The following is a 20,892-nucleotide window of genomic DNA, read 5'->3' as shown; positions in this document are numbered from 1 at the left end:
CTGTTGCCGGCTGCGATCTTTATCGAGCGCTGCTAATCAGCTTGTTTTTTTGCAAGGCAGCCCCCATCTTGGTTTCAAGCTTACTTCCATCTGTTTACGGCCTTATGGCCGCCGTAGAGGCGAAATCATGAAGACAACCATCGAATTGCCTCTCCTGCCATTGCGTGATGTCGTGGTTTATCCGCACATGGTTATCCCGCTGTTCGTGGGGCGCGAGAAATCTATCGAAGCCCTCGAGGCCGCGATGACGGGCGACAAGCAGATCCTGCTGCTGGCCCAGAGAAACCCTGCCGACGACGATCCCGGAGAAGACGCGCTGTATCGCGTCGGGACCATCGCCACCGTGCTGCAATTGCTCAAGCTGCCTGATGGCACCGTCAAGGTGCTGGTCGAGGGTGAGCAACGTGGTGCTGTCGAGCGTTTCATTGAAGTGGACGGCCACTGCCGTGCCGAAGTTTCCCTGATCGACGAAGTCGACGCGCCAGAGCGCGAGTCGGAAGTGTTCGTTCGCAGTTTGCTGTCGCAGTTCGAACAGTACGTTCAACTGGGCAAGAAAGTCCCTGCCGAAGTCCTGTCGTCGCTCAACAGCATCGACGAGCCAGGTCGCCTGGTCGATACCATGGCCGCGCACATGGCGCTGAAAATCGAGCAGAAGCAGGAAATCCTCGAGATTCTCGACCTGTCGGCCCGTGTCGAACACGTGCTGGCGTTGCTGGATGCGGAAATCGACCTGCTGCAAGTCGAAAAACGCATTCGTGGCCGGGTCAAGAAACAAATGGAGCGCAGTCAGCGCGAGTACTACCTGAATGAGCAGATGAAGGCCATTCAGAAAGAGCTCGGCGACAGCGAAGAAGGCCACAACGAAGTCGAAGAGCTGAAAAAGCGCATCGATGCCGCCGGCCTGCCAAAAGATGCACTGGCCAAGGCCCTGGCTGAGCTGAACAAGCTCAAGCAAATGTCGCCGATGTCGGCCGAAGCGACCGTAGTGCGCACCTACATCGACTGGCTGGTCCAGGTGCCATGGAAGGCGCAGAGCAAGGTCCGCCTGGACCTGGCGCGTGCCGAAGACATTCTCGACGCCGACCACTATGGTCTGGAAGAAGTCAAAGAGCGGATCCTCGAATACCTCGCCGTGCAAAAGCGCGTGAAGAAAATTCGTGGTCCGGTGTTGTGTCTGGTCGGTCCTCCTGGGGTCGGTAAAACTTCCCTGGCCGAGTCGATTGCCCACGCCACCAACCGTAAATTTGTCCGTATGGCCCTGGGTGGCGTGCGTGACGAAGCGGAAATCCGTGGTCATCGCCGTACTTACATCGGTTCGATGCCAGGAAGATTGATTCAAAAGATGACCAAAGTAGGGGTGCGCAACCCGCTGTTCCTGCTCGATGAAATCGACAAGATGGGCAGCGACATGCGAGGCGATCCGGCATCGGCCTTGCTGGAAGTGCTCGACCCCGAGCAGAACCACAATTTCAACGATCACTATCTGGAAGTCGACTACGACCTGTCCGATGTGATGTTCCTGTGCACCTCGAACTCGATGAACATTCCCGCGGCGCTGCTCGACCGTATGGAAGTGATCCGCCTGCCGGGTTACACCGAAGACGAGAAGATCAACATTGCGGTCAAATACCTCTCGCCCAAGCAGATCCAGGCCAACGGCCTGAAGAAGGGCGAGCTGGAATTTGAAGCCGAGGCGATCCGCGACATCATCCGCTACTACACCCGCGAAGCCGGTGTGCGTGGGCTGGAGCGCCAGATTGCCAAGGTCTGCCGCAAGACTGTCAAAGAGCACGCGTTGGAAAAACGCTTCTCGGTGAAGGTTACGGCCGACATGCTCGAGCACTTCCTGGGCGTGCGCAAATTCCGCTACGGCCTGGCTGAGCAGCAGGACCAGGTGGGCCAAGTGACGGGCCTGGCATGGACCCAGGTGGGCGGTGAATTGCTGACCATCGAAGCGGCCGTGGTCCCGGGCAAGGGTCAATTGATCAAGACCGGTTCGCTGGGCGATGTGATGGTCGAATCGATCACCGCAGCCCTGACGGTTGTACGCAGTCGGGCCAAGAGCCTGGGGATCCCCCTGGACTTCCATGAGAAGCGCGACACCCACATCCACATGCCGGAAGGGGCTACGCCCAAAGACGGTCCTAGTGCGGGTGTAGGCATGTGCACGGCACTGGTGTCGGCACTGACCGGGATCCCGGTACGGGCGGATGTCGCCATGACCGGCGAAATCACCCTGCGCGGTCAGGTCCTGGCCATCGGTGGCCTGAAGGAAAAACTGCTGGCGGCACATCGCGGCGGGATCAAGACGGTGATCATTCCTGAAGAGAACGTACGCGATCTGAAGGAAATTCCCGACAACATCAAGCAAGATCTTCAGATTAAACCGGTTAAATGGATTGACGAGGTCCTGCAAATTGCGCTGCAATACGCGCCGGAGCCCTTGCCCGATGTGGCTCCCGAGATAGTTGCAAAGGATGAAAAACGCGAGTCTGACTCTAAGGAAAGAATTAGCACGCATTAGTACGTATTAGCCTGGGGGGCTTCCTTGACAGTTTTTTAGAGCCCTTGATATAAAGCGGCTCTTAAGTGTCTGTAGGCCATTCAGCACTCGTTTTTGCTTTCACCAAAAAACTTAGAATCATCTCAAATAGATATAAGGGGACTTAGAGTGAACAAGTCGGAACTGATTGATGCTATCGCTGCATCCGCTGATATCCCGAAAGCTGCTGCTGGCCGTGCGCTGGACGCTGTAATCGAATCCGTCACTGGTGCCCTCAAGGCCGGCGACTCTGTAGTTCTGGTAGGTTTCGGTACTTTCTCCGTGACTGACCGTCCAGCTCGTATCGGTCGTAACCCACAGACCGGTAAGACTCTGGAAATCGCTGCTGCCAAAAAGCCAGGCTTCAAAGCCGGTAAAGCACTGAAAGAAGCTGTCAACTAAGCCTCACTCGGTTTTTTGCCTATCCGGGTCGGGGTCATGCCTGACCTGGCAGCGGGGCGGTAGTACGGGCGATTGGAATATTGCCTGGTACGCCGGGGATCGCGGGTTCGAGCCCCGTCCGCTCCGCCAGTTACGAGAAGGCGCATCCTCGGATGCGCCTTTCTTCTATCCGGATTCTACCCACGCTCCACGGTTGCCTAATTTTGAAGTTCAACCGTTTCTGGGGGACGCATGCTGCAAAATATCAGGGACAATTCACAAGGCTGGATTGCCAAGACTATTATCGGGGTCATCGTTGCACTGATGGCCTTGACCGGTGTCGATGCCATTTTCCAGGTCTCCAGTTCGAAAAACGAAGTGGCCAAGGTCAACGGTGAAGAAATCAGCCAGAACGAGCTGAGCCAGGCGGTTGATATGCAACGCCGCCAACTCATGCAACAGCTGGGCAAGGACTTCGACGCGTCCTTGCTGGATGAAAAAATGCTGCGCGAATCGGCCCTCAAAGGCCTGATCGATCGCAAACTGTTGCTGCAAGGCGCCCATGATTCGAAGTTCGCTTTCTCCGAAGCGGCTCTGGACCAGGTGATTCTGCTGACACCTGAATTCCAGGTCGATGGCAAGTTCAGTGCCGAGCGTTTTGACCAGGTGGTTCGTCAGTTGGGCTACAGCCGCCTGCAGTTCCGCGAGATGCTGGCTCAGGAAATGCTGATCGGCCAATTGCGTGCCGGCCTGGCAGGCAGCGGTTTTGTCACCGATGCCCAAGTGCTTGCCTTCGCCCGTCTGGAAAAACAGACCCGTGATTTCGCGACCCTGAACGTCAAGGCTGATCCTGCCTCGGTCAAGCTGACCGATGCCGAGGTCAAGGCTTACTACGACGAGCACGCCAAGGAATTCATGACACCTGATCAGGTAGTCATCGACTATCTGGAATTGAAGAAGTCGTCCTTCTTCGACCAGGTCACCGTGAAAGACGAAGCGCTGCAGGATGCGTATCAGAAAGAAATCGCCAACCTGGCCGAACAACGCCGGGCTGCGCACATTCTGATCGAAGTCAACGACAAGGTGACCGAGGCGCAAGCCAAGGCCAAGATTGAAGAGGTGCAAGCGCGCCTGGCCAAGGGTGAAAGCTTCGAGGCCGCGGCCAAAGAGTTCTCCCAGGATCCGGGTTCGGCTGCCAATGGCGGAGACCTCGGTTACGCAGGCCCAGGTGTCTATGACCCGGACTTTGAAACAGCGCTGTACGCGTTGAACAAAGACCAGGTCTCGGCGCCGGTTCGCTCCAGCTTTGGTTACCACCTGATCAAGTTGCTGGGTGTTGAAGCGCCGCAAGTCCCGAGCTTCGCCAGCCTCAAGGATAAGCTGACGCGCGACCTGAAAACCCAACAGGTCGAACAACTGTTCGTCGAGGCGACCAAGCAACTGGAGGACTCCTCGTTCGAAGCCTCCGACCTGGCCCAGCCAGCAGCTGATCTGAAGCTGACCGTACACACTTCCGCGCCGTTTGGCCGTGAAGGTGGCGAAGGCGTTGCGGCCAACCGTGCCGTGATCGCTGCAGCGTTCAGTCCAGAAGTGTTGGATGAGGGTGCCAACAGCACCGCCATCGAACTGGATCCGGAAACCGTGATCGTGCTGCGCGCCAAAGAGCATCGCAAACCTGAGCAAATGCCTCTGGCCAGCGTTGATACCGTGATTCGTGCGCAATTGGTCAAGGAGCACGCCAGTGCTGCGGCCAAGACCAAGGCCGAGGAGCTGGTTACCGGCCTGCGCGACGGCAAGACCGCGATTGACAGCCTGGGCTGGAAAGTCACCGAAGCGGCCACCCGTGGTCAGGAAGGTATCGAACCTGCTGTGCTACAAGCCTTGTTCCGCATGCCCAAGCCTGCTGCCAAGGACAAGCCGAGCTTCGACAGCGTGACCCTGGCTGATGGCAGCCTGGTGATCGTGCGCCTCAATGGGGTGAACGAAGCTGCTGCGCCTACTGACGAGGAGAAGGCTGAGTATCGCCGCTTCCTCGCGTCCCGCGTCGGCCAGCAAGACTTTGCCGCCTACCGCAAGCAGTTGGAAAGCGAGGCCGACGTCAAGCGTTACTGATGCCTGACTGACGCGTAAAGCTGCAAACAAAAACCCCGGCCACCAGGCCGGGGTTTTTGTTGGCCGTCAATCAGCTCCGGGCGGGAAACCCATGCTGGCGGGCGTTGAAAACCACCAGCAGGCACAACAGCAGCAAGGCGCTGACCACCCAGGGGAATGTCACGGCGCCCAGGCGCTCGAGCACCACGCCGCCGGCCAGGCCACCACCGGCCATGCCCAGGTTCCACATGGTCACCAGCATCGACTGTGCGGTATCCGCCGAGTCGCCGGACGCTTTCGCCAGGGCGGTTTGCAGCAGGGTGCCCAGAGCGCCAAAGCCCAGGCCCCAGATGGCCACCGCGGCATAGATCAGCGGCGCCGACTCGCTGGCCGTCGCCATCAGCAGCGCCGCCACGATAAACAGCAAGCAACTGAGCAGCATCAGGGGGCGCAGCCAGCGGTCGATCAGCAGGCCGGCGATCCAGATACTCAAGAGCGCCGCGAGGCCAAACACCAGCAGCACCTGATCAGTTTGCCCGGTGAGGCCGGCGGGCTCGAGGAATGGCGCAATGTAGGTGTACAGGATCGTGTGGGCCAGCACGTAGGCCAAGGTCACGAACAGCACCGCCTTCAAGCCGGGCAGGGCGATGACCTGGCGGAGCGGCAGGCGCTTGTCGGCGCTTTGTCCGGGGAAGTCCGGGACTTGCCAGCGGACCCAGGCGATCAGCGCCACGGTGATGACACTGATCAGGGCGAAGCTCGTGCGCCAACCCAGCATATTTCCCACATAGGTGCCCGCTGGAACGCCTAGGGACAGGGCCAGTGGTGCCCCCAACATGGCCACGGCGATTGCCCGTCCCTGCAGGTGAGGCGCCACCATGCGGCTGGCGTAACCGGCCAGCAGCGCCCAGAGCAACCCGGCGAAGACCCCGGCAAAAAAGCGCGCTACCAGGGTCAACCCGTAACTTTCGGACAGGGCGGTGACGCTGTTGACGATGCTGAACCCGGCAATGGCGATCAGCAGCAACGGACGGCGGCGCCAGCCGCGTGTGGCGATCACCAGCGGAATGGCTGCCAGCAACGAACCCACGGCATACAGCGTGACCAGTTGTCCGATCAGTCCGTGCGAGACATTCAGGCCCTCGCTCATGGGCAGCAGTAGACCAGCGGGCAGGGCTTCGGTCATCACGGTGATGAAGCCGGCGATGGCCAGCGCCAGCAATCCCCCTAAGGGCAGGCGTTCGGCGCGCTCCGGCGCCACCGAGGGCAAGGACGCGAGCAGTTCGGGTTCGTTCATGGGCATGAGGTCCGTTTCAGAGGGTGTGTAGATGGCGCCAAGGGTAGTGCGCTGCACGCTCTGGAAAAACAGGCTAAGGTTCCGAACTTATCGGACCTGGATGTCCGCAATGGGGGAATGGAAGAATGGATAGCCTGGGCAGTATCTCGGTGTTTGTGCAGGTCGCCGATGTTCGCAGCTTCACTGAAGCGGGGCGGGTACTGGGGATTTCGTCATCGGCGGTGGGCAAAAGCATCGCCCGCCTCGAAGAGCGGCTGACGGTACGCCTGTTTCATCGCAGCACCCGCAGCATCACCCTGACCGCCGAAGGCGCGTTGTACCTGGAGCGCTGCCGGCGCATCCTGGCGGAAGTCGAGGCGGCCGAGTTCGAGTTGTGCAGCGCCGCCAGCGCGCCGAAGGGCAAGCTCCGTATCAGCGTGCCCCAGGTGCACAGCCTGGTGATGCCGGTGCTTACCGAATTCATGCAGCGCTACCCCGAGATCGAACTCGACATCGACCTCACGGACCGCATGGTGGACGTGGTCGAGGAGGGCTTCGACGCGGTGGTGCGCACCGGCAACCCCAAGGATTCACGCCTGATGGCCCGGGCCCTGGGGCGGTTTCGCCAGGTGCTGGTCGGTACGCCGGAATACTTTGCCGAGCATGGCACCCCGCATGTGCCCCAGGACCTGGCGACCCATGGCTGCCTGCGCCATACCTTTCATGCCAGCGGCAAACTCGAACCCTGGCCGTTGCACGGCGAGGAGGATGGCAGCGACCCGGTATTGATCACCCGCTTCATCAGCACCTCCATCGAAGCCTTGTTCCACGTCGTGCAGCAAGGCTTGGGGATTGCCTGCCTGCCGGACTTCATGGTGCGCGAGGCGGTGGCGCAGGGGCGTTTGGTGCGCGTGCTGGACACGCACCTGGAGCACCAGGGCACTTTCTGGATCCTCTGGCCGTCCAGCCGTTATGCGGCCGCCAAGGTCCGGGTGTTCATCGATCACCTGGGTGCGCGACTTTTTCCGCTAAACGATGGTCAGTAGAGGGGTCAGGTGTGCAACTCACTAATCCATGCGCCGTCACGGGGTGAACTGTTGCACAATACGCCCCGTACCGATTCCCTCAGGATGTTCAATGTTCACATCATTCCCTATGCGTACCGCGGGACTGGCGCTGGTGCTGGCTGCCGCAGCTGGTTGCGCGAAGGACCAGGCCATTTATGAGCATGAGAACTTCGACGACTCCGGAACCTTCTCGCGCAAGTATCCGGTGACCGACACCGCTTCCTGTGAAGCTGCTCGCCGGGCCTTGCTGAGCCAGGGCTACATCATCACCAGTTCCGATCCAAAACTGATCAGTGGCCACAAGAGCTTCCAGCAGACCGGCGACACCCACATGGAGATTAGTTTCAGCGTGGTCTGCGCCGAAGACAGCAGCCATCACGCGACCATGTTTGCCAACGCCTTGCAGGACCGCTACGCGTTGAAGAAGACCAACAACTCCGCCAGCCTCGGGGTAGGGGTGCTGGGGTCGGTATCGATGCCGATCGGCTCCTCCGATGATTCGATGGTCAAGGTCGCGAGTGAAACCGTCACCTCGGGCAAGTTCTATGAGCGCTTTTTTGCCCTGGTGGAATTGTTCCTGCCACCGGATGTAAAAAAGGCCGCCCATATCACCGAGAAACCCAAGACGGACCTCGGCGTACCAGAAGCCAAGCCCGCGCCAGTCACACCGACGCCTGCCGCACAACCTGCGCCAGAACCTGTGCCAGTGCCTGCCGCCGAACCCGTTGCCCCTGCGACGCTTGAGCCAGCGCCCACTGCGCCGGCGGCATCCGAACCGGTAGCACCACCGCCCGAAGCCGCACCGATCACGCCTGCGAACGTCATCGAGCCCGCCCCGCAGACCGCCCCGCAACCTGCGCTGGAGCCAACACTGGAACCCATGCCGCAAGCCGTGCCGCCAGTGATCTCACCCCCGGCCAACCCAGATTCGCTGCCCGCCCCGAGCGAGCCGATCACACCTATGCCGCCCTCCGGCCAGTAACCTGTCAGCCAGCGCTGCGGCCCCTGTGGGGTAACGCAGCCGGGCGCTTGACCTGCATCAAACTGCGCTATCCGGCGCCCATGATAAATTCTTCAGGGTCTGCTACGTTTTATTGGCAGGAGCCACCGTGTACCCGCGTCATTTTTCTTTCATGCGGGCACTTTATGCTGATGGCGTAGGTCATTGGTGCAACGGTTTTCGACACGACTAAAAGGGAATTCGCAATGGACGATTATCAAGAAGAGCTGCTGGAATATCAGGCATTCGAACTCGACCCGCTGGAGCCTGCGGACGACGCTACCGAGTTGTAGTGCAGCCGCTGCAAGTTACAGGTTGCGAGTTTGCGAGGGCTTCAGGCCGATTGCCGATGGCTGCGGCGAAACTCGCCGGGCGTCTGGCCGTTCCAGCGTTTGAAGGCGCGTTGAAAGGCTTCGGCCGAGGCAAACCCCAGCAAGTAGGCGATTTCGCCAAAGGCCAGTTCCGTGTCGCGGATATAAGTCATGGCCAGGTCGCGACGCGTGTCGTTGAGAATCGCGCGAAACTGCGTGCCCTCTTCAGCGAGCTTGCGGCGCAAGGTCCAGGTCGGCAACTTCAAGCGTGCCGCCACTTCTTCCAGGTCGGGTTCACGACCGCCATTGAGCAACGGCCCCAGTAGCTGCGTGATGCGTTCGCGCAGGCTCCGGGTGCGGGTCAATTGCTCCAGCTCCCGCTCACACAGCTGGAGCAGCAGGCGCCAGGTGCTGGGACAGTGCTCGGGGTTGCGTTGCGCCAGGCTGGCCTGGCTCAGGCGCAACTGGTTATGCTCGGCGCCAAACTGCAAGGCGCAGTCCCCCAGCACGGCATAGCGCTCGGCGTAGTCGGGTGCCAGGAATTCGATCTCGATGCGCTCGGCCCGCAGTGGTTGGGGGCAGAGACTTGAGAGTTGCTGCAACCAGCCGGCGATGATCGAGTCCACCACAAAACGGTTGTAGGCGTTGTACGGGCTGATGGAGTAGAACCGCAGCCAGGCCCCTTGGGAATCCTCATGGAAGCTCGACTGGCCGCGATAGTTGGAGCCATACAAGGCTTCGAAGCGAATCAGGCAGCGCGCCGCTTCGCGCACCGTCGGTGCCTGGGCGGCAGTGACCCCGGCCAGCCCCGCCTGACCCAACCGACTGAGCTGGCCCATGCGCAGGCCCAGGGCTGGGTCTCCCGTCATCTGGATGGCCGCGTGGCCCAGGCGCATGTAGCGCGGAATCGACAGCCGAGCGCCGGCCTCGGCCAGGCGCGCAGGGTCCAGGCCGTATTGCTCCAGCAGCGGTTGTGGATCGCAGCCGTGACTGCGCACGGCATCCGCCAGGCTATGGACAAAGCCGACGGACAGGTCCCCTAGGCGCATCGGCAGCGGTTTCATGGGTTACAACCAGATATTCAGCAAACGGGCACCGCGGGCTTCGCCATCGGCGAAGTGCTGGCCGTTGCTGCTGAGGAAGCTCTGGCCGGCGCTGCCCTGGTTCCAGAACTGGCCACGCAGGAACACGCTGACCCCGGCATTGGCCAGGCTGCTCGGCGGCTGTGCGGTCAGGGTCAGGCGGTGCCAGGCCTGGCCTTCGCTGAGTTCGCCGGGCTTGAGGCTGATTTCACTGGGAGTGGAGGGGCCCTGGTAACCGCGCCAGGGTTGATCCCAGGTACTGCGGCCGGTGACGAACGCCGGTACCGCGATCAATTCGGCACCTTGGTCGTTGAGCTTGCGGTAGTTGTCCGGGTACCAGCTGTCGTTGCCGATCAGCACTCCCAGACGTCCGGCGGGCGTCTGGATCACGTTGACGGCCCGGTCGCCACTGGGCCGGATAAACTCTTGCTCGGTGAGGGTCGGGCTCAACTGCCGTTGCGGCTGGCCGATGGGCGCACCGTCCCGGCCAAACACCAGGCTGGTGTTGTACAGCGGACCCCGGCCAATGCTCAGGGCGCCGTCTTTGACCGTCGGCTCCGGCAGCACGATGCTGCCCGCGACCAGGGTAATGTCGAATTCCCGGGCCAGGCCGCCGAACAGCGCCTGGTACTGGCGGGCCATGCTCTTGGCCTTCATGCGCAGGTGGGCATCCTCCAGGCGGCTCTCACCCTGGGCGCCGATCAGCGCCCGCAGGAACGGCAGGGGGTTGCTCACCGCCAGCCAGTTCATGGCTTCCTCGAACGTGCTGGCCTGGTACAGCTCGTCCTTCTCGCCGCTGACCATCAACCAGGTGCCGATGTGCTCAGGCAGCACGACGATGGTCTTGGCGTTGAGCAGGCCTTGATCGCGCGCTTGCTGCAAGTAGGCCGCGAGCTTGCGGTGCAGGCGTTCGGGACTTTGATAGTCGGTGGGGAACAGCTCTGGCTGGATCCCCAGCAGGTTGCCCCGGTCACCGGGTACGCCCTGATCCACTGCGAGCTGGATGCGCAGGTCGGACAGGTAATGGCCCACCGGTCGTTCGGCGGTCCACATGGCGTAGGTGGTGAGGGCGGCGAGCAGGGCCATGGCGAATGTCAGGTAAAGAAGTTTGCGCATGAGAAAACTAAAGATCAGCCGTGTGCAGGGTTCGTCGACTAGGGTAGGCCCCATGCCGGCGAATGCCAAGGGGGGCTGCACATTTGGATCAGTAACTTGTCAGTTACGGTCATTGAGTGCAGGCGGGCCGGCTCTTAGTCTGTGACCCATAACCGATGGACGCCCAAGAGCGTTCGCACTTTTTCCGTGATCACTCGTTGTGGAGTTACCGATGGCCGCCGCTCACTACCCGCACCTGTTGGCCCCGCTGGACCTGGGTTTTACCACGTTGCGCAACCGCACCCTGATGGGTTCGATGCACACCGGGCTGGAAGAGAAACCGGGCGGTTTCGAGCGCATGGCGGCCTACTTTGCCGAGCGTGCCCGTGGCGGCGTTGGCCTGATGGTCACTGGCGGTATCGGCCCGAACGAAGAGGGCGGGGTGTACGGCGGCGCGGCCAAGCTGACCACCCTTGAAGAAGCGCTAAAACACCAGATCGTCACCCGTGCGGTGCATGAGGCCGGTGGCAAGATCTGCATGCAGATCCTCCACGCCGGGCGTTATGCCTACAGCCCGAAACAGGTGGCACCGAGCGCGATCCAGGCGCCGATCAACCCGTTCAAGCCCAAAGAGCTGGACGAGGAAGGTATCGAGAAACAGATCAGCGATTTCGTCACCTGCTCCACCCTGGCGCAAACCGCCGAATACGACGGCGTCGAGATCATGGGCTCGGAAGGTTATTTCATTAACCAGTTCCTCGCCGCCCACACCAACCACCGTACCGACCGCTGGGGTGGCGCCTACGAAAACCGCATGCGCCTGCCGGTGGAAATCGTGCGCCGCGTGCGTGAAGCTGTCGGCCCGAACTTCATCATCATTTTCCGCCTGTCGATGCTCGACCTGGTGGAAGGCGGCAGCACCTGGGAAGAAATCGTGCAGTTGGCCAAGGCCATCGAGCAGGCTGGTGCAACGATCATCAACACCGGGATCGGCTGGCACGAAGCGCGGATTCCAACCATCGCCACCAAGGTGCCGCGTGCAGCCTTCAGCAAGGTCACCGCCAAGTTGCGGGGTTCGGTGGGTATTCCGCTGATCACTACCAACCGCATCAACACCCCGGAAGTCGCCGAGCAGATCCTCGCCGAAGGCGATGCCGACATGGTCTCGATGGCACGGCCGTTCCTCGCCGACCCGGAGTTCGTCAACAAGGCGGCTGCCGGGCGTGGCGATGAAATCAACACCTGCATCGGCTGCAACCAGGCCTGCCTGGACCACACCTTCGGCGGTAAGCTGACCTCCTGCCTGGTCAACCCGCGTGCCTGCCACGAAACCGAACTCAATTACCTGCCGGTGCAGCAGATCAAGAAGATCGCCGTGGTCGGCGCCGGGCCTGCGGGGCTGGCGGCCGCCACTGTTGCCGCCGAGCGCGGGCACCAGGTGACGCTGTTCGATTCGGCCAGCGAAATCGGCGGTCAGTTCAACGTCGCCAAACGTGTGCCGGGCAAGGAAGAGTTCTTCGAAACCCTGCGCTACTTCAACCGCAAGTTGCAGACCAGCCATGTCGAGCTGTGCCTGAACACTCGGGTCGATGTGCCACAACTGGTCGCCGGCGGCTACGACGAAGTGATCCTGGCCACCGGTATCGCGCCACGGCTGCCGGCGATTCCCGGCATCGACAATGCCAAGGTGCTGAGCTACCTGGATGTGATTCTGCAGCGCAAGCCGGTCGGTAAAAAAGTCGCGGTAATCGGCGCCGGCGGTATCGGTTTCGACGTGTCGGAATTCCTCGTGCACCAGGGTGTGTCCACCAGTCAGGACCGCGAAGCCTTTTGGAAGGAGTGGGGCATCGACACTCACCTGCAAGCGCGCGGTGGCGTGGCCGGCATCAAGGCCGAGCCGCATGCCCCGGCCCGCGAGGTGTTCCTGCTGCAACGCAAGAAATCCAAGGTCGGCGACGGCCTGGGCAAGACCACCGGCTGGATTCACCGCACCGGTCTGAAGAACAAGCAGGTGCAGATGCTCAACAGCGTCGAGTACCTGAAGATCGACGACGCCGGCTTGCACATTCGCATTGGTGAGACTGGCGAGCCGCAACTGTTGCCGGTGGACAACATTGTGATCTGCGCCGGCCAGGACCCGCTGCGTGAACTGTATGACGGCCTGCTGGCCGCTGGGCAGAACGTGCACCTGATCGGCGGTGCGGACGTGGCGGCGGAGCTCGATGCCAAGCGCGCGATCAACCAGGGATCGCGTCTGGCGGCTGAGCTCTAAGCCAACCCACGTTGGCCCTGTAGCAGCTGTCGAGCCCGCGAGGCTGCGTTCGAGGACGCAGTCCTCGCCGGGTTGGCGTGGGTCCTTGGCGCCTGCTTCGCAGCCGAACGCAGCCTCGCAGGCTCGGCAGCTGCTACGAGGTGCATGGCTGGTAGACTGACGTTCCACTTCTGGTGAACGATGTTGCCGATGTTTTGCGTACCTGCCGATTGGTCTCCCCGCGCTCCCCTCGAACCCCTGCACCTGGACTGGCTCGACCGTGCCGGTGTCGAGGTCGCGGTGCTGCGCCTGGATCTGATCGACCCGCTGATCTGTGGCAACAAGTGGTTCAAGCTGATGGATCATCTCAGGCTCGCCAGCGAGGCGGGAGCGCAGGGCGTCATCAGCCTGGGCGGTGCCTGGTCCAATCACCTGCACGCCCTGGCGGCGGCCGGCAAGCGATTTGGCTTTGCCACCGTCGGCCTGTTGCGCGGGCATCCCCAGTCCAATGCCACGGTGCAAGACCTGCAGGCGTTCGGCATGCACCTGCACTGGCTGGGTTACGGCGGCTATCGAGCCCGGCATGAACCTGGGTTCTGGCAGCCGTGGTTGGCGCAGTACCCGGGGTTTGCGCCAATCCCCGAGGGCGGTGGCGGCTTGGCGGGTGCGCGGGGTTGCGGGCAACTGCTGGACCTGGTCGCTGAGCAGTTGCCTGGCCTGGGCTGGACCGATCACCACGGTTGGTGGCTGGCCTGCGGGACCGGTACCACCCTGGCGGGCCTGGTACTGGCCGAGGCGGGCAAGCATGCGGTGCAGGGTGTGTCGGCGGTGCCGGACGACCACGGTGTGGCCGGGCAGGTCGCAGCGATCCTGGCGCAGGGCGGCTGGTCAGGTGGCGACTATCGGCTGATCGATGGCAGCCGTGGCGGTTTTGCCAAGGTCGACCCGGTGCTGCTGGCGTTCATCGAGGCCACCGAGCAGGCCAGTGGTCTGCCGCTGGAGCCGCTGTACACCGGCAAGGCCTTGCTGGCGCTCAAGCAACAGGTCGAGGCGGGGCACGTGGCCCCCGGCACACGCTGGATCTTTGTGCACACCGGCGGCTTGCAGGGCCGCCGGGGATTTACCTCCCAGGCAGGTGGTTAACCGCGCTTGGGCATCATCCGTAGCAGGGTGTTGTCGCGGTAGAAATAATGGTGCGCCAGTCCGGCCACGGCATGCAGGCCGATCAGCCAGTAACCGATGGTGCCCCCCAGCACGTGCCAGCCTTCGATCTGCTTGGCCAGCTCCTTGTCTTCGCCGATCAGCATTGGCAGGTCGATGCCATAGAACATCACTTGATGGCCGGCGGCACTGGTGATCAGCCAACCGAGGATCGGCATGCCGATCATGAATACATACAGCGCGACGTGCATCAGGGTCGCCAGCAGGCTTTGCCAGCGCGGTGGAGTGGGTACGATTTTCGGTGCCACCCCCAGGCTGCGGGCGAACAGGCGCAACCAGACCAGGACGAACACGGTCAGGCCGAGCATGAAGTGCGCTTCCTTGATCAGGGTCCGTCCGCCACTGCCTTTGGGAAAAATCCCCCGCAGTTCGATGGTGGCGTACACCACGGCCAGCAGCACCAGCATCAACCAGTGCAGTGCGATCGATACGCTGCTGTAGCGTGAGACAGAGTTCTTCCAGGGCATAGGGTTTTTTCCTCACTGTTCAGGTCACAAATCTCCATTCTTGTGCGACGGAGTGCCTTCACTGTAATCCTGTTAGGAAGGAATTGCCTGAGCCAGGTCAGGCTTTTGTCCTACGTATAGCGCTCTGTCACAGGGCTTTACCCAAAAAAAAGCGCCAGCCCCGGTCAAGGGCTGGCGCTTTGTCGGGCGCGAGGGTGATCAGCTGCTTTGTGGCATCTCACCCTGGGCCAGGCGTTTGTTGATGTCGGCGATCACCTGCGGCAGGTCGGTGATGGTGTCGATCATGTAGTGCGGGCGCGAACCTTCGAACAGGCGATGAATGCGCTCGCGCTCGATAGCCAGGGTGTCGCTGCCCAGGGCGCGATAGCCCTCGTACGTCAGGCCCAGCGCGTTGCCGGAGCAGATCAGGGCGACAGTCCACATCCCGGCGCTTCGGCCTTCGAGGATCCCGGGTACGGTGTCATCGATCTTCACGCAGGCGGCGACGTCGTTGATGCCCAGGGCGATGACGTTGGCCAGGGCCTGGGCCGGCCATGGGCGACCGTTGGGCACTTCGTCGGTGGCGACCACGTGATCGGCGATGTAGCCGTTGGTGGCTGCCAGCTCGACCACCTTGTCCATCACCTGTTTCGGATAGCCGGAGCAGGAACCGATCTTGATGCCTTGCTGGCGCAGGTTGGCAATGGTCTCCAGGGCGCCAGGGATCAGCGCCGAGTGCTCGGCGATCTTTTCGATCTGCAGCGGCATGAAACGTTGATAGATGGCGGTCACGTCATCGTCGGTCGGGGTGCGGCCAAACACCTTGCGATAACGCTCGGCCACTTGTGGCTGGTCACACAGGGTGCGGATGTGGTCCCACTTGCCCATGCCCATCGGGCCACGGGCTTCTTCGATGGAGACCTGCACGTCGAATTCGGCGAACGCCTCGACAAAGATCTGGGTCGGCGCGAACGAGCCGAAGTCGACTACGGTGCCGGCCCAGTCGAGGATGGCGGCTTGCAGTTGAGTTGGGTTGTTGTAGTTCATGGTTTGCGAATCCTGTATTTGGGAAATAGTGAACCCTGCAGCAGCTGGCGTAGCCTGCGTCCGGCTGAGCACTGAACAGTCAGATGTCGAGCACTTCCATCTCGCGCAAGACCTCGGCCACGGCGGCCACTGCGGCGCGCATCTCGGCCTGGTTGACGTGACCGATGCAGCCGACGCGGAAGGTTTCGACCTGGGTCAACTTGCCCGGGTAGAGGATGAAACCCTTGGCCTTGACCCGTTCGTAGAACTCCTTGAATTGATAGCGTGGGTCCTGCGGGGCGTGAAAGGTGACGATGATCGGCGCCTGGATGGCCGTCGGCAGGAAGCTGCGCAAGCCAAGCCTGGCCATTTCTTCGAGCAGCACCTGGCAGTTGTCGGCGTAGCGTTGGTGGCGAACCGCCAAGCCGCCTTCTTCGTGGTATTGCAGCAGGGCTTCGTGGAGCGCCGCGACCACGTGGGTCGGCGGAGTGAAGCGCCACTGGCCGGTCTTGGCCATGTAGCTGTGCTGGTCGAACAGGTCCATGGCCAGCGAATGGGAGTTGCCGGCCGCATTGGCCAGGGCGTCCTTGTTGGCGAAGACAAAACCCATGCCGGGCACGCCTTCCAGGCACTTGCCGCTGGCGGCGATCAGCGCGTCGAAGGGCACTTGCCGGGCGTCGATCGGTAGCGCACCGAACGAACTCATGGCGTCGATGATCAGGCGTTTGCCGTGCTCGGCGATGACCTGAGCAATCTCTGCCAGCGGGTTGAGAATCCCGGTGCTGGTTTCGCAGTGGATCAGCGCAACGTGGGTGATGCTGGTGTCGGCCCGCAGCAGGCGGTCGACGTCGGCGGCGGTGGTCGGCTCGTCTTCAGCGGTTTCGAAGGTGCTGAACGAGCGGCCCAGGTATTCACAGATTTTCGCCAGGCGCTTGCCGTACGCGCCGTTGATCAGCACCAGCACTTTACCGTCGCGGGGCACCAGGGTACCGATCGCCGCTTCGACGGCGAAGGTCCCGCTGCCTTGCAGGGGCACGCAGTGGTGGCTGTCGGCGCCGTTGACGATGCTCAGCAGTTGTTCGCAGAGGCTGGCGGTCAGTTGGTTGAAGCGGTCATCCCATGAACCCCAGTCGACCATCATTGCCTGGCGGGTGCGGGCCGAAGTCGTCAGTGGGCCGGGGGTGAGCAGGATGGGTTCGGCAGTGCTCATTCGCGTGTCCTCGTTATCGATGGGATGAAGCTACGGGAGATAAATTGCAATTTGCCGCGCCATCAATCAAATTGTTTGTTGTTATGCCAATCATCAGTAAGGCTTATTCATGAACCTGTTCCAGCTGCGCGCATTCGATGCGGTGGCCCGTGAGGGCAGCTTTACCCGGGCCGCTGCCCGTCTGTTCATCAGCCAGCCGGCAGTCACCGGGCACATCAAGGCGCTGGAGGAGCACTACCAGATCACGCTGCTGCGGCGCACCGCACGGCGGGTCGAACTGACGGAGGAGGGCACCAAGCTGGCGGCGATCACCCGGGCGATGTTCGGCCTGGCCGAAGAAGCCCAGGTGATGCTCGAGGCCAACCGGCAGTTGCTGACCGGGCGCCTGGAAGTCGCGGCGGACGGGCCGCACATGGTCATGCCGATGCTCGCCAGCCTGCGGGCGCGCTACCCGGGCATCACGGTCAACCTGCGCTTGGGCAACGCCCAGGAAACCCTCGCGGCGCTGCTGTCCGAGCACGCCGACGTGGCGGTCCTGACCGAAGTCGAGCCGCGCAAGGGCCTGCACCTGCAAGCCCTGAGCGAGTCGCGCATCTGCGCGCTGGTGCCCGCCGGTCACCCCTGGTCGAGCCTGGACCAGGGCATCAGCCTTGAGGCGCTGGACCAGGTGATCATGGTCCTGCGGGAGCCGAGTTCGATCACCCGCCGTACCTTCGATGAGGCCTGCAGCCAGGCGCGGATCACCCCTCGGGTGCTGCTGGAACTGGACAGCCGCGAAGCGGTGACCGAGGCGGTGGCGGCGGAACTTGGGGTCGGGGTGGTGTCGTCGGTCGAGGTCAGTCACGACCCGCGGGTGCGCGCGGTGCCGATCATCGGTGAGGGGCTGGTCAATCGGCACTTGATCGGCTGCATGCAGCGGCGCCGGGACCTGCGCCTGATTCAGGCGTTTTTTGCCCTGGCGCCCGCCTGATGGAATGTGGCGCGTCTATCGCTAGCAGGCTCACATTGATGGAGCTGAGTGGATGTCCCCCAAATCTGCGAACACCCAGAGCCACTGTGGGAGCGGGCTTGCCCGCGATGGGGCCGGTCCATTCAACATCGATGGTGCCAGACATACCGCTATCGCTGGCAAGCCAGCTCCCACAGGTTGAGTGGATGCCCCCCAAATCTGCGAACACCCAGAACCACTGTGGGAGCGGGCTTGCCCGCGATGGGGCCGGTCCATTCAACATCGATGGTGCCTGACATACCGCTATCGCTGGCAAGCCGCAAGCGGGCGCCGCAAGCGGGCGCCAGCTCCCACAGGCTGAGTGGATGCCCCCCAAATCTGCGAACACCCAGAACCACTGTGGGAGCGGGCTTGCCCGCGATGGGGCCGGACCTGCCTACTCCAGGCTCTCACGCACCATCTGCAAAAACGTCGCCACTACGCGCCGTGAACTCTGTTCGCGCAGGCACACCAGGGTTTCGGTCAGGCGCCGGGTGCAATCGATAATCGGTAGAGCGCAAACCCGGGAGTCGGCGCCGAACTCGGCGGCCGAGACCACGCCCACGCCAATCCCGACCACTACGGCTTCCCGTGCGGCCTCACGGCCCTCCACCTGGATCGCCGGGCGAATGCGCAGGCCGGCCCGGGCCATTTCTTCTTCCAGGGTCTGGCGGGTCACCGAACCGATTTCGCGTAATACCAGCGGAGTGTCGTCCAGGTCCGCCAGGCAGATCGATTCGCGGTCGGCCCAGGGGTGGCTGCGGGAAACGAATGCCACCATCGGGTCGTTGCGCAGCGGCAGTGTCAGCAGGCGTGCATCGCTGACGTCCCGTCCGAGCAAGGCCAGGTCAGCCTGATAGTTGAACAGGCGAAACAGTGATTCGTCGGTGTTGCCGGTTTCGATCTTCACGCTGATGCCGGGATAGCGCTCGCAGAACCGGGCGATTTGCGGCAACACGTGGACCGGGGCATCCACCGCCAGGATCAGGCTGCCGGTCTGCAGTGCCTGGGAGTCGTGCAGCAGTTCCTGGGCCTCGGCTTCGATCACGAACAGGCGTTGTGTGATGCTCAACAGGCGCTCACCCAGGTCGGTCAGGCGCACTGAGCGCTTGTTGCGATGAAACAACAACACACCAAAACGCTCTTCGAGTTTGCGCACCTGGTCGGAGATTGCCGGCTGAGTCAGGAACAAGCGTTCGGCGGCTTTGGTGAAGCTGCCGTGTTTGGCCACGGCATGGAAAGCTTTGAGCTGGGCGTGGGATACCGACATCGCGTGACCTCTTACAGGCTGAGCGTATATTTGAAATACGATAAATCGATTTCTCTTATTCAACAGTAACTGTTTTTATCGTACCTAGCCCCGCAGGTCGGTCAGTCGACCCACGGCGGTGGCCATGATCCTGGCGCGCATGGAACATCTCGAGACAGCGATGGAGCAGGACTCATCTGACCGGTAACGCCCGCCCTCCAAGGGGCCCTGGCGCAGTGCTGAACAATAAAAATACAGGCGTTTGGCTTTCGGAATCTGCCGGCACACTCACACCCTGAGGTCAGATCCACCATGCAAAAGCACATCGGCACCCTCAAGCGTTGGCGCGTGCAAATCTTCGCCATTACCTGGCTCGCCTACGCGGCCTTCTACTTCACTCGCAAAGCGTTCTCCGTGGCCAAGCTGGGGATCGGTGAAGACCCTACCTTTCACCTCGACAAAATGGCCATGGCCAACCTCGACGGGCTCTACCTGGCAGCCTATGCCGTCGGCCAGTTCACCTGGGGCATCCTCGCCGATCGCTATGGGCCGCGGGTGGTGGTGTTCGGCGGATTGTTGATCTCAGCCTTGGCGGCGTTGGTGATGGGCACCTTTGCCACCTTGCCGATCTTCGCTACCTGCATGGTCATCCAGGGCCTGGCGCAGGCCACCGGGTGGTCCGGTCTGTGCAAGAATCTCGGCAGTTTCTACCCCGCCGAACAACGCGGCCGGGTGCTGGGCCTGTGGAGTTCGTGCTACGCCTTTGGCGGCCTGGTGGCTTCGCCTTTTGTCGGCTGGTGGGCCTATACCCTGGTGGGCAGTTGGCATGCGGCGTTCATTTCCAGTGCCGCGGTGGTGGCAGTGGTGGCGCTGCTGTTTTTTATCTTTCAGCGCAACCAGCCTGAAGACGTCGGCTTGCCGGCGGTGGAGCCGCAGCCGCAACTGACAGCTGCCGAGGCAGATGCGCAAAGCCGGATCAGTATGTGGGCGCCGCTGCGCGAAATCCTGCGCAACCGCACGGTGCTGACCCTGGGCCTGGCGTACTTCATGCTCAAGCCAGCGCGTTACGCGATTCTGTTGTGGGGACCAGTGATCGTCTTCGAGCAAATGCCCTCCGTGGGCAAGGTGGGGGCAGCGATCATCCCCACCGCGTTCGAGCTGGCGGGGTTGCTGGGGCCGATCATGATTGGCCTGGCCTCGGACAAACTGTTCGGTGCGCGGCGCTTGCCGGCCTGTGTCTTGAGCCTGCTGGCCCTGACTGTCTCGCTGGCGCTGTTCATGGGCGCCTTGCAGACCGGTAGCGTGTTGCTGGTAGTGGCCTTGTTGTTTGTCATGGGCCTGACCCTGTATGGACCGGACTCGATGATCAGCGGTGCGGCCGCGATTGACTTCGGCACCGCCAAGGCCGGCGCCACCGCCGCTGGTTTCGTCAACGGCTGCGGTTCGGTCGGGGCGATCCTCGGCGGCCTGCTGCCGGGCTACTTCGACACGGTCACGGTGTTCATCGTGTTTGCCGGTTGCGCGTTGTTTTCTGCCCTGGTGCTGATCCCCCACTGGAACAGCCGCCCGGCAGGGCTGCAACCTAACCGTGCGCTTGTGCCGACGGTGCCGGTAACGATTTAGCCACTGCACAGCTGATTGCTCCCTGCCGCCGCT

16 protein-coding genes are annotated in these 20,892 nt (G+C 62.1%); 9 read left to right on the top strand and 7 right to left on the bottom strand.

The genetic code is table 11. From position 1 onward, the window contains the following. The first annotated feature begins 127 nt into the window (after positions 1-127). The 3 genes from lon (at position 128) to ACIOVD_RS06030 (ending at position 5,035) form a co-directional block, all read left to right on the top strand. Complete coding sequence (gene lon / locus ACIOVD_RS06040) at positions 128-2,524, top strand: endopeptidase La (protein WP_095167799.1); 2,397 nt, start codon at positions 128-130, stop codon at positions 2,522-2,524. A gap of 147 nt (positions 2,525-2,671) precedes the next feature. Beyond that, positions 2,672-2,944, top strand: coding sequence for an HU family DNA-binding protein (locus tag ACIOVD_RS06035; protein WP_002552737.1), 273 nt, complete (start codon positions 2,672-2,674; stop codon positions 2,942-2,944). A 231-nt stretch (positions 2,945-3,175) separates the two neighbouring features. Further along, complete coding sequence (locus ACIOVD_RS06030) at positions 3,176-5,035, top strand: SurA N-terminal domain-containing protein (protein ID WP_401126641.1); 1,860 nt, start codon at positions 3,176-3,178, stop codon at positions 5,033-5,035. Between the two features lie 70 nt (positions 5,036-5,105). Here ACIOVD_RS06030 and ACIOVD_RS06025 read toward each other — a convergent pair whose 3' ends face one another. Further along, positions 5,106-6,311 carry an MFS transporter gene (locus tag ACIOVD_RS06025; protein WP_401126638.1) on the bottom strand — a complete coding sequence of 402 codons (1,206 nt, stop codon included), beginning with the start codon at positions 6,309-6,311 and terminating at the stop codon, positions 5,106-5,108. 125 nt (positions 6,312-6,436) lie between these two features. On the opposite strand from ACIOVD_RS06025, the gene ACIOVD_RS06020 reads away from it, so the two are divergent. Next, on the top strand, positions 6,437-7,336 hold the full coding sequence (locus ACIOVD_RS06020) for a LysR substrate-binding domain-containing protein (protein ID WP_401126636.1): 900 nt from the start codon (positions 6,437-6,439) through the stop codon (positions 7,334-7,336). A 91-nt stretch (positions 7,337-7,427) separates the two neighbouring features. Next, positions 7,428-8,339, top strand: a complete 912-nt coding sequence (locus tag ACIOVD_RS06015; protein WP_401126634.1) for a DUF2242 domain-containing protein — start codon at positions 7,428-7,430, stop codon at positions 8,337-8,339. A 352-nt stretch (positions 8,340-8,691) separates the two neighbouring features. Here the strand turns inward: ACIOVD_RS06015 and ACIOVD_RS06010 are convergent, their stop codons facing one another. Next, a complete protein-coding gene (locus ACIOVD_RS06010) occupies positions 8,692-9,732 on the bottom strand; it encodes an AraC family transcriptional regulator (RefSeq protein ID WP_401126633.1) in 1,041 nt (346 codons plus the stop codon). A gap of 3 nt (positions 9,733-9,735) precedes the next feature. Then, positions 9,736-10,866 (bottom strand): carbon-nitrogen hydrolase family protein, encoded by a 1,131-nt coding sequence (locus ACIOVD_RS06005; protein ID WP_401126631.1) that lies wholly within the window; start codon positions 10,864-10,866, stop codon positions 9,736-9,738. 211 nt (positions 10,867-11,077) lie between these two features. Here ACIOVD_RS06005 and ACIOVD_RS06000 point away from each other — a divergent pair, with 211 nt between their 5' ends. Beyond that, the gene (locus ACIOVD_RS06000; protein WP_159994601.1) at positions 11,078-13,117 is read left to right on the top strand and encodes an NADPH-dependent 2,4-dienoyl-CoA reductase; all 2,040 of its coding nucleotides are present in this window, start codon (positions 11,078-11,080) and stop codon (positions 13,115-13,117) included. 189 nt (positions 13,118-13,306) lie between these two features. Continuing rightward, positions 13,307-14,239, top strand: coding sequence for a 1-aminocyclopropane-1-carboxylate deaminase/D-cysteine desulfhydrase (locus ACIOVD_RS05995; RefSeq protein WP_401126629.1), 933 nt, complete (start codon positions 13,307-13,309; stop codon positions 14,237-14,239). On the opposite strand, the gene ACIOVD_RS05990 is transcribed toward ACIOVD_RS05995, so the two are convergent. The 3 genes from ACIOVD_RS05990 to ACIOVD_RS05980 all read right to left on the bottom strand — a co-directional run bounded on the left by ACIOVD_RS05990 (position 14,236) and on the right by ACIOVD_RS05980 (position 16,999). Further along, positions 14,236-14,784, bottom strand: a complete 549-nt coding sequence (locus tag ACIOVD_RS05990; protein ID WP_159994605.1) for a cytochrome b — start codon at positions 14,782-14,784, stop codon at positions 14,236-14,238. The two genes, ACIOVD_RS05995 and ACIOVD_RS05990, sit on opposite strands and share 4 nt — an antisense overlap. Before the next feature lie 198 nt (positions 14,785-14,982). Continuing rightward, positions 14,983-15,810: a phosphonoacetaldehyde hydrolase gene (gene phnX, locus ACIOVD_RS05985; protein WP_095167817.1), complete on the bottom strand. Its 828-nt coding sequence runs from the start codon at positions 15,808-15,810 to the stop codon at positions 14,983-14,985. A gap of 79 nt (positions 15,811-15,889) precedes the next feature. Next, entirely contained in the window at positions 15,890-16,999 is a 1,110-nt protein-coding gene (locus ACIOVD_RS05980; protein ID WP_401126627.1) for a 2-aminoethylphosphonate--pyruvate transaminase, read from the bottom strand. Positions 17,000-17,108: 109 nt separating this feature from the next. Here ACIOVD_RS05980 and ACIOVD_RS05975 point away from each other — a divergent pair, with 109 nt between their 5' ends. Further along, complete coding sequence (locus tag ACIOVD_RS05975) at positions 17,109-17,969, top strand: LysR substrate-binding domain-containing protein (RefSeq protein WP_095167820.1); 861 nt, start codon at positions 17,109-17,111, stop codon at positions 17,967-17,969. Positions 17,970-18,384: 415 nt separating this feature from the next. Here ACIOVD_RS05975 and ACIOVD_RS05970 read toward each other — a convergent pair whose 3' ends face one another. Continuing rightward, a complete protein-coding gene (locus tag ACIOVD_RS05970; protein WP_095167822.1) occupies positions 18,385-19,257 on the bottom strand; it encodes a LysR family transcriptional regulator in 873 nt (290 codons plus the stop codon). A 291-nt stretch (positions 19,258-19,548) separates the two neighbouring features. Between ACIOVD_RS05970 and ACIOVD_RS05965 the strand changes: the two genes are divergently transcribed. Next, positions 19,549-20,859, top strand: a complete 1,311-nt coding sequence (locus ACIOVD_RS05965) for an MFS transporter (RefSeq protein WP_095167824.1) — start codon at positions 19,549-19,551, stop codon at positions 20,857-20,859. Positions 20,860-20,892: the final 33 nt, after the last annotated feature.

The organism is Pseudomonas sp. NPDC087626, from assembly GCF_044743405.1.
Taxonomy (GTDB): domain Bacteria; phylum Pseudomonadota; class Gammaproteobacteria; order Pseudomonadales; family Pseudomonadaceae; genus Aquipseudomonas.
This window is presented reverse-complemented; position numbering and strand designations above follow the sequence as displayed.

What these genes read in the sequence shown, in the direction of transcription:
- ACIOVD_RS06000 (WP_159994601.1), top strand. Translation starts at nt 11,078, where the DNA reads ATGGCCGCCGCTCACTACCCGCACCTGTTGGCCCCGCTGGACCTGGGT.
- ACIOVD_RS06025 (WP_401126638.1), bottom strand. Translation starts at nt 6,311, where the DNA reads ATGAACGAACCCGAACTGCTCGCGTCCTTGCCCTCGGTGGCGCCGGAG.
- ACIOVD_RS05965 (WP_095167824.1), top strand. Translation starts at nt 19,549, where the DNA reads ATGCAAAAGCACATCGGCACCCTCAAGCGTTGGCGCGTGCAAATCTTC.
- ACIOVD_RS06015 (WP_401126634.1), top strand. Translation starts at nt 7,428, where the DNA reads ATGTTCACATCATTCCCTATGCGTACCGCGGGACTGGCGCTGGTGCTG.
- ACIOVD_RS05995 (WP_401126629.1), top strand. Translation starts at nt 13,307, where the DNA reads ATGTTTTGCGTACCTGCCGATTGGTCTCCCCGCGCTCCCCTCGAACCC.
- ACIOVD_RS05980 (WP_401126627.1), bottom strand. Translation starts at nt 16,999, where the DNA reads ATGAGCACTGCCGAACCCATCCTGCTCACCCCCGGCCCACTGACGACT.
- lon (WP_095167799.1), top strand. Translation starts at nt 128, where the DNA reads ATGAAGACAACCATCGAATTGCCTCTCCTGCCATTGCGTGATGTCGTG.
- phnX (WP_095167817.1), bottom strand. Translation starts at nt 15,810, where the DNA reads ATGAACTACAACAACCCAACTCAACTGCAAGCCGCCATCCTCGACTGG.
- ACIOVD_RS06005 (WP_401126631.1), bottom strand. Translation starts at nt 10,866, where the DNA reads ATGCGCAAACTTCTTTACCTGACATTCGCCATGGCCCTGCTCGCCGCC.
- ACIOVD_RS05975 (WP_095167820.1), top strand. Translation starts at nt 17,109, where the DNA reads ATGAACCTGTTCCAGCTGCGCGCATTCGATGCGGTGGCCCGTGAGGGC.
- ACIOVD_RS06030 (WP_401126641.1), top strand. Translation starts at nt 3,176, where the DNA reads ATGCTGCAAAATATCAGGGACAATTCACAAGGCTGGATTGCCAAGACT.
- ACIOVD_RS06020 (WP_401126636.1), top strand. Translation starts at nt 6,437, where the DNA reads ATGGATAGCCTGGGCAGTATCTCGGTGTTTGTGCAGGTCGCCGATGTT.
- ACIOVD_RS06010 (WP_401126633.1), bottom strand. Translation starts at nt 9,732, where the DNA reads ATGAAACCGCTGCCGATGCGCCTAGGGGACCTGTCCGTCGGCTTTGTC.
- ACIOVD_RS05970 (WP_095167822.1), bottom strand. Translation starts at nt 19,257, where the DNA reads ATGTCGGTATCCCACGCCCAGCTCAAAGCTTTCCATGCCGTGGCCAAA.
- ACIOVD_RS05990 (WP_159994605.1), bottom strand. Translation starts at nt 14,784, where the DNA reads ATGCCCTGGAAGAACTCTGTCTCACGCTACAGCAGCGTATCGATCGCA.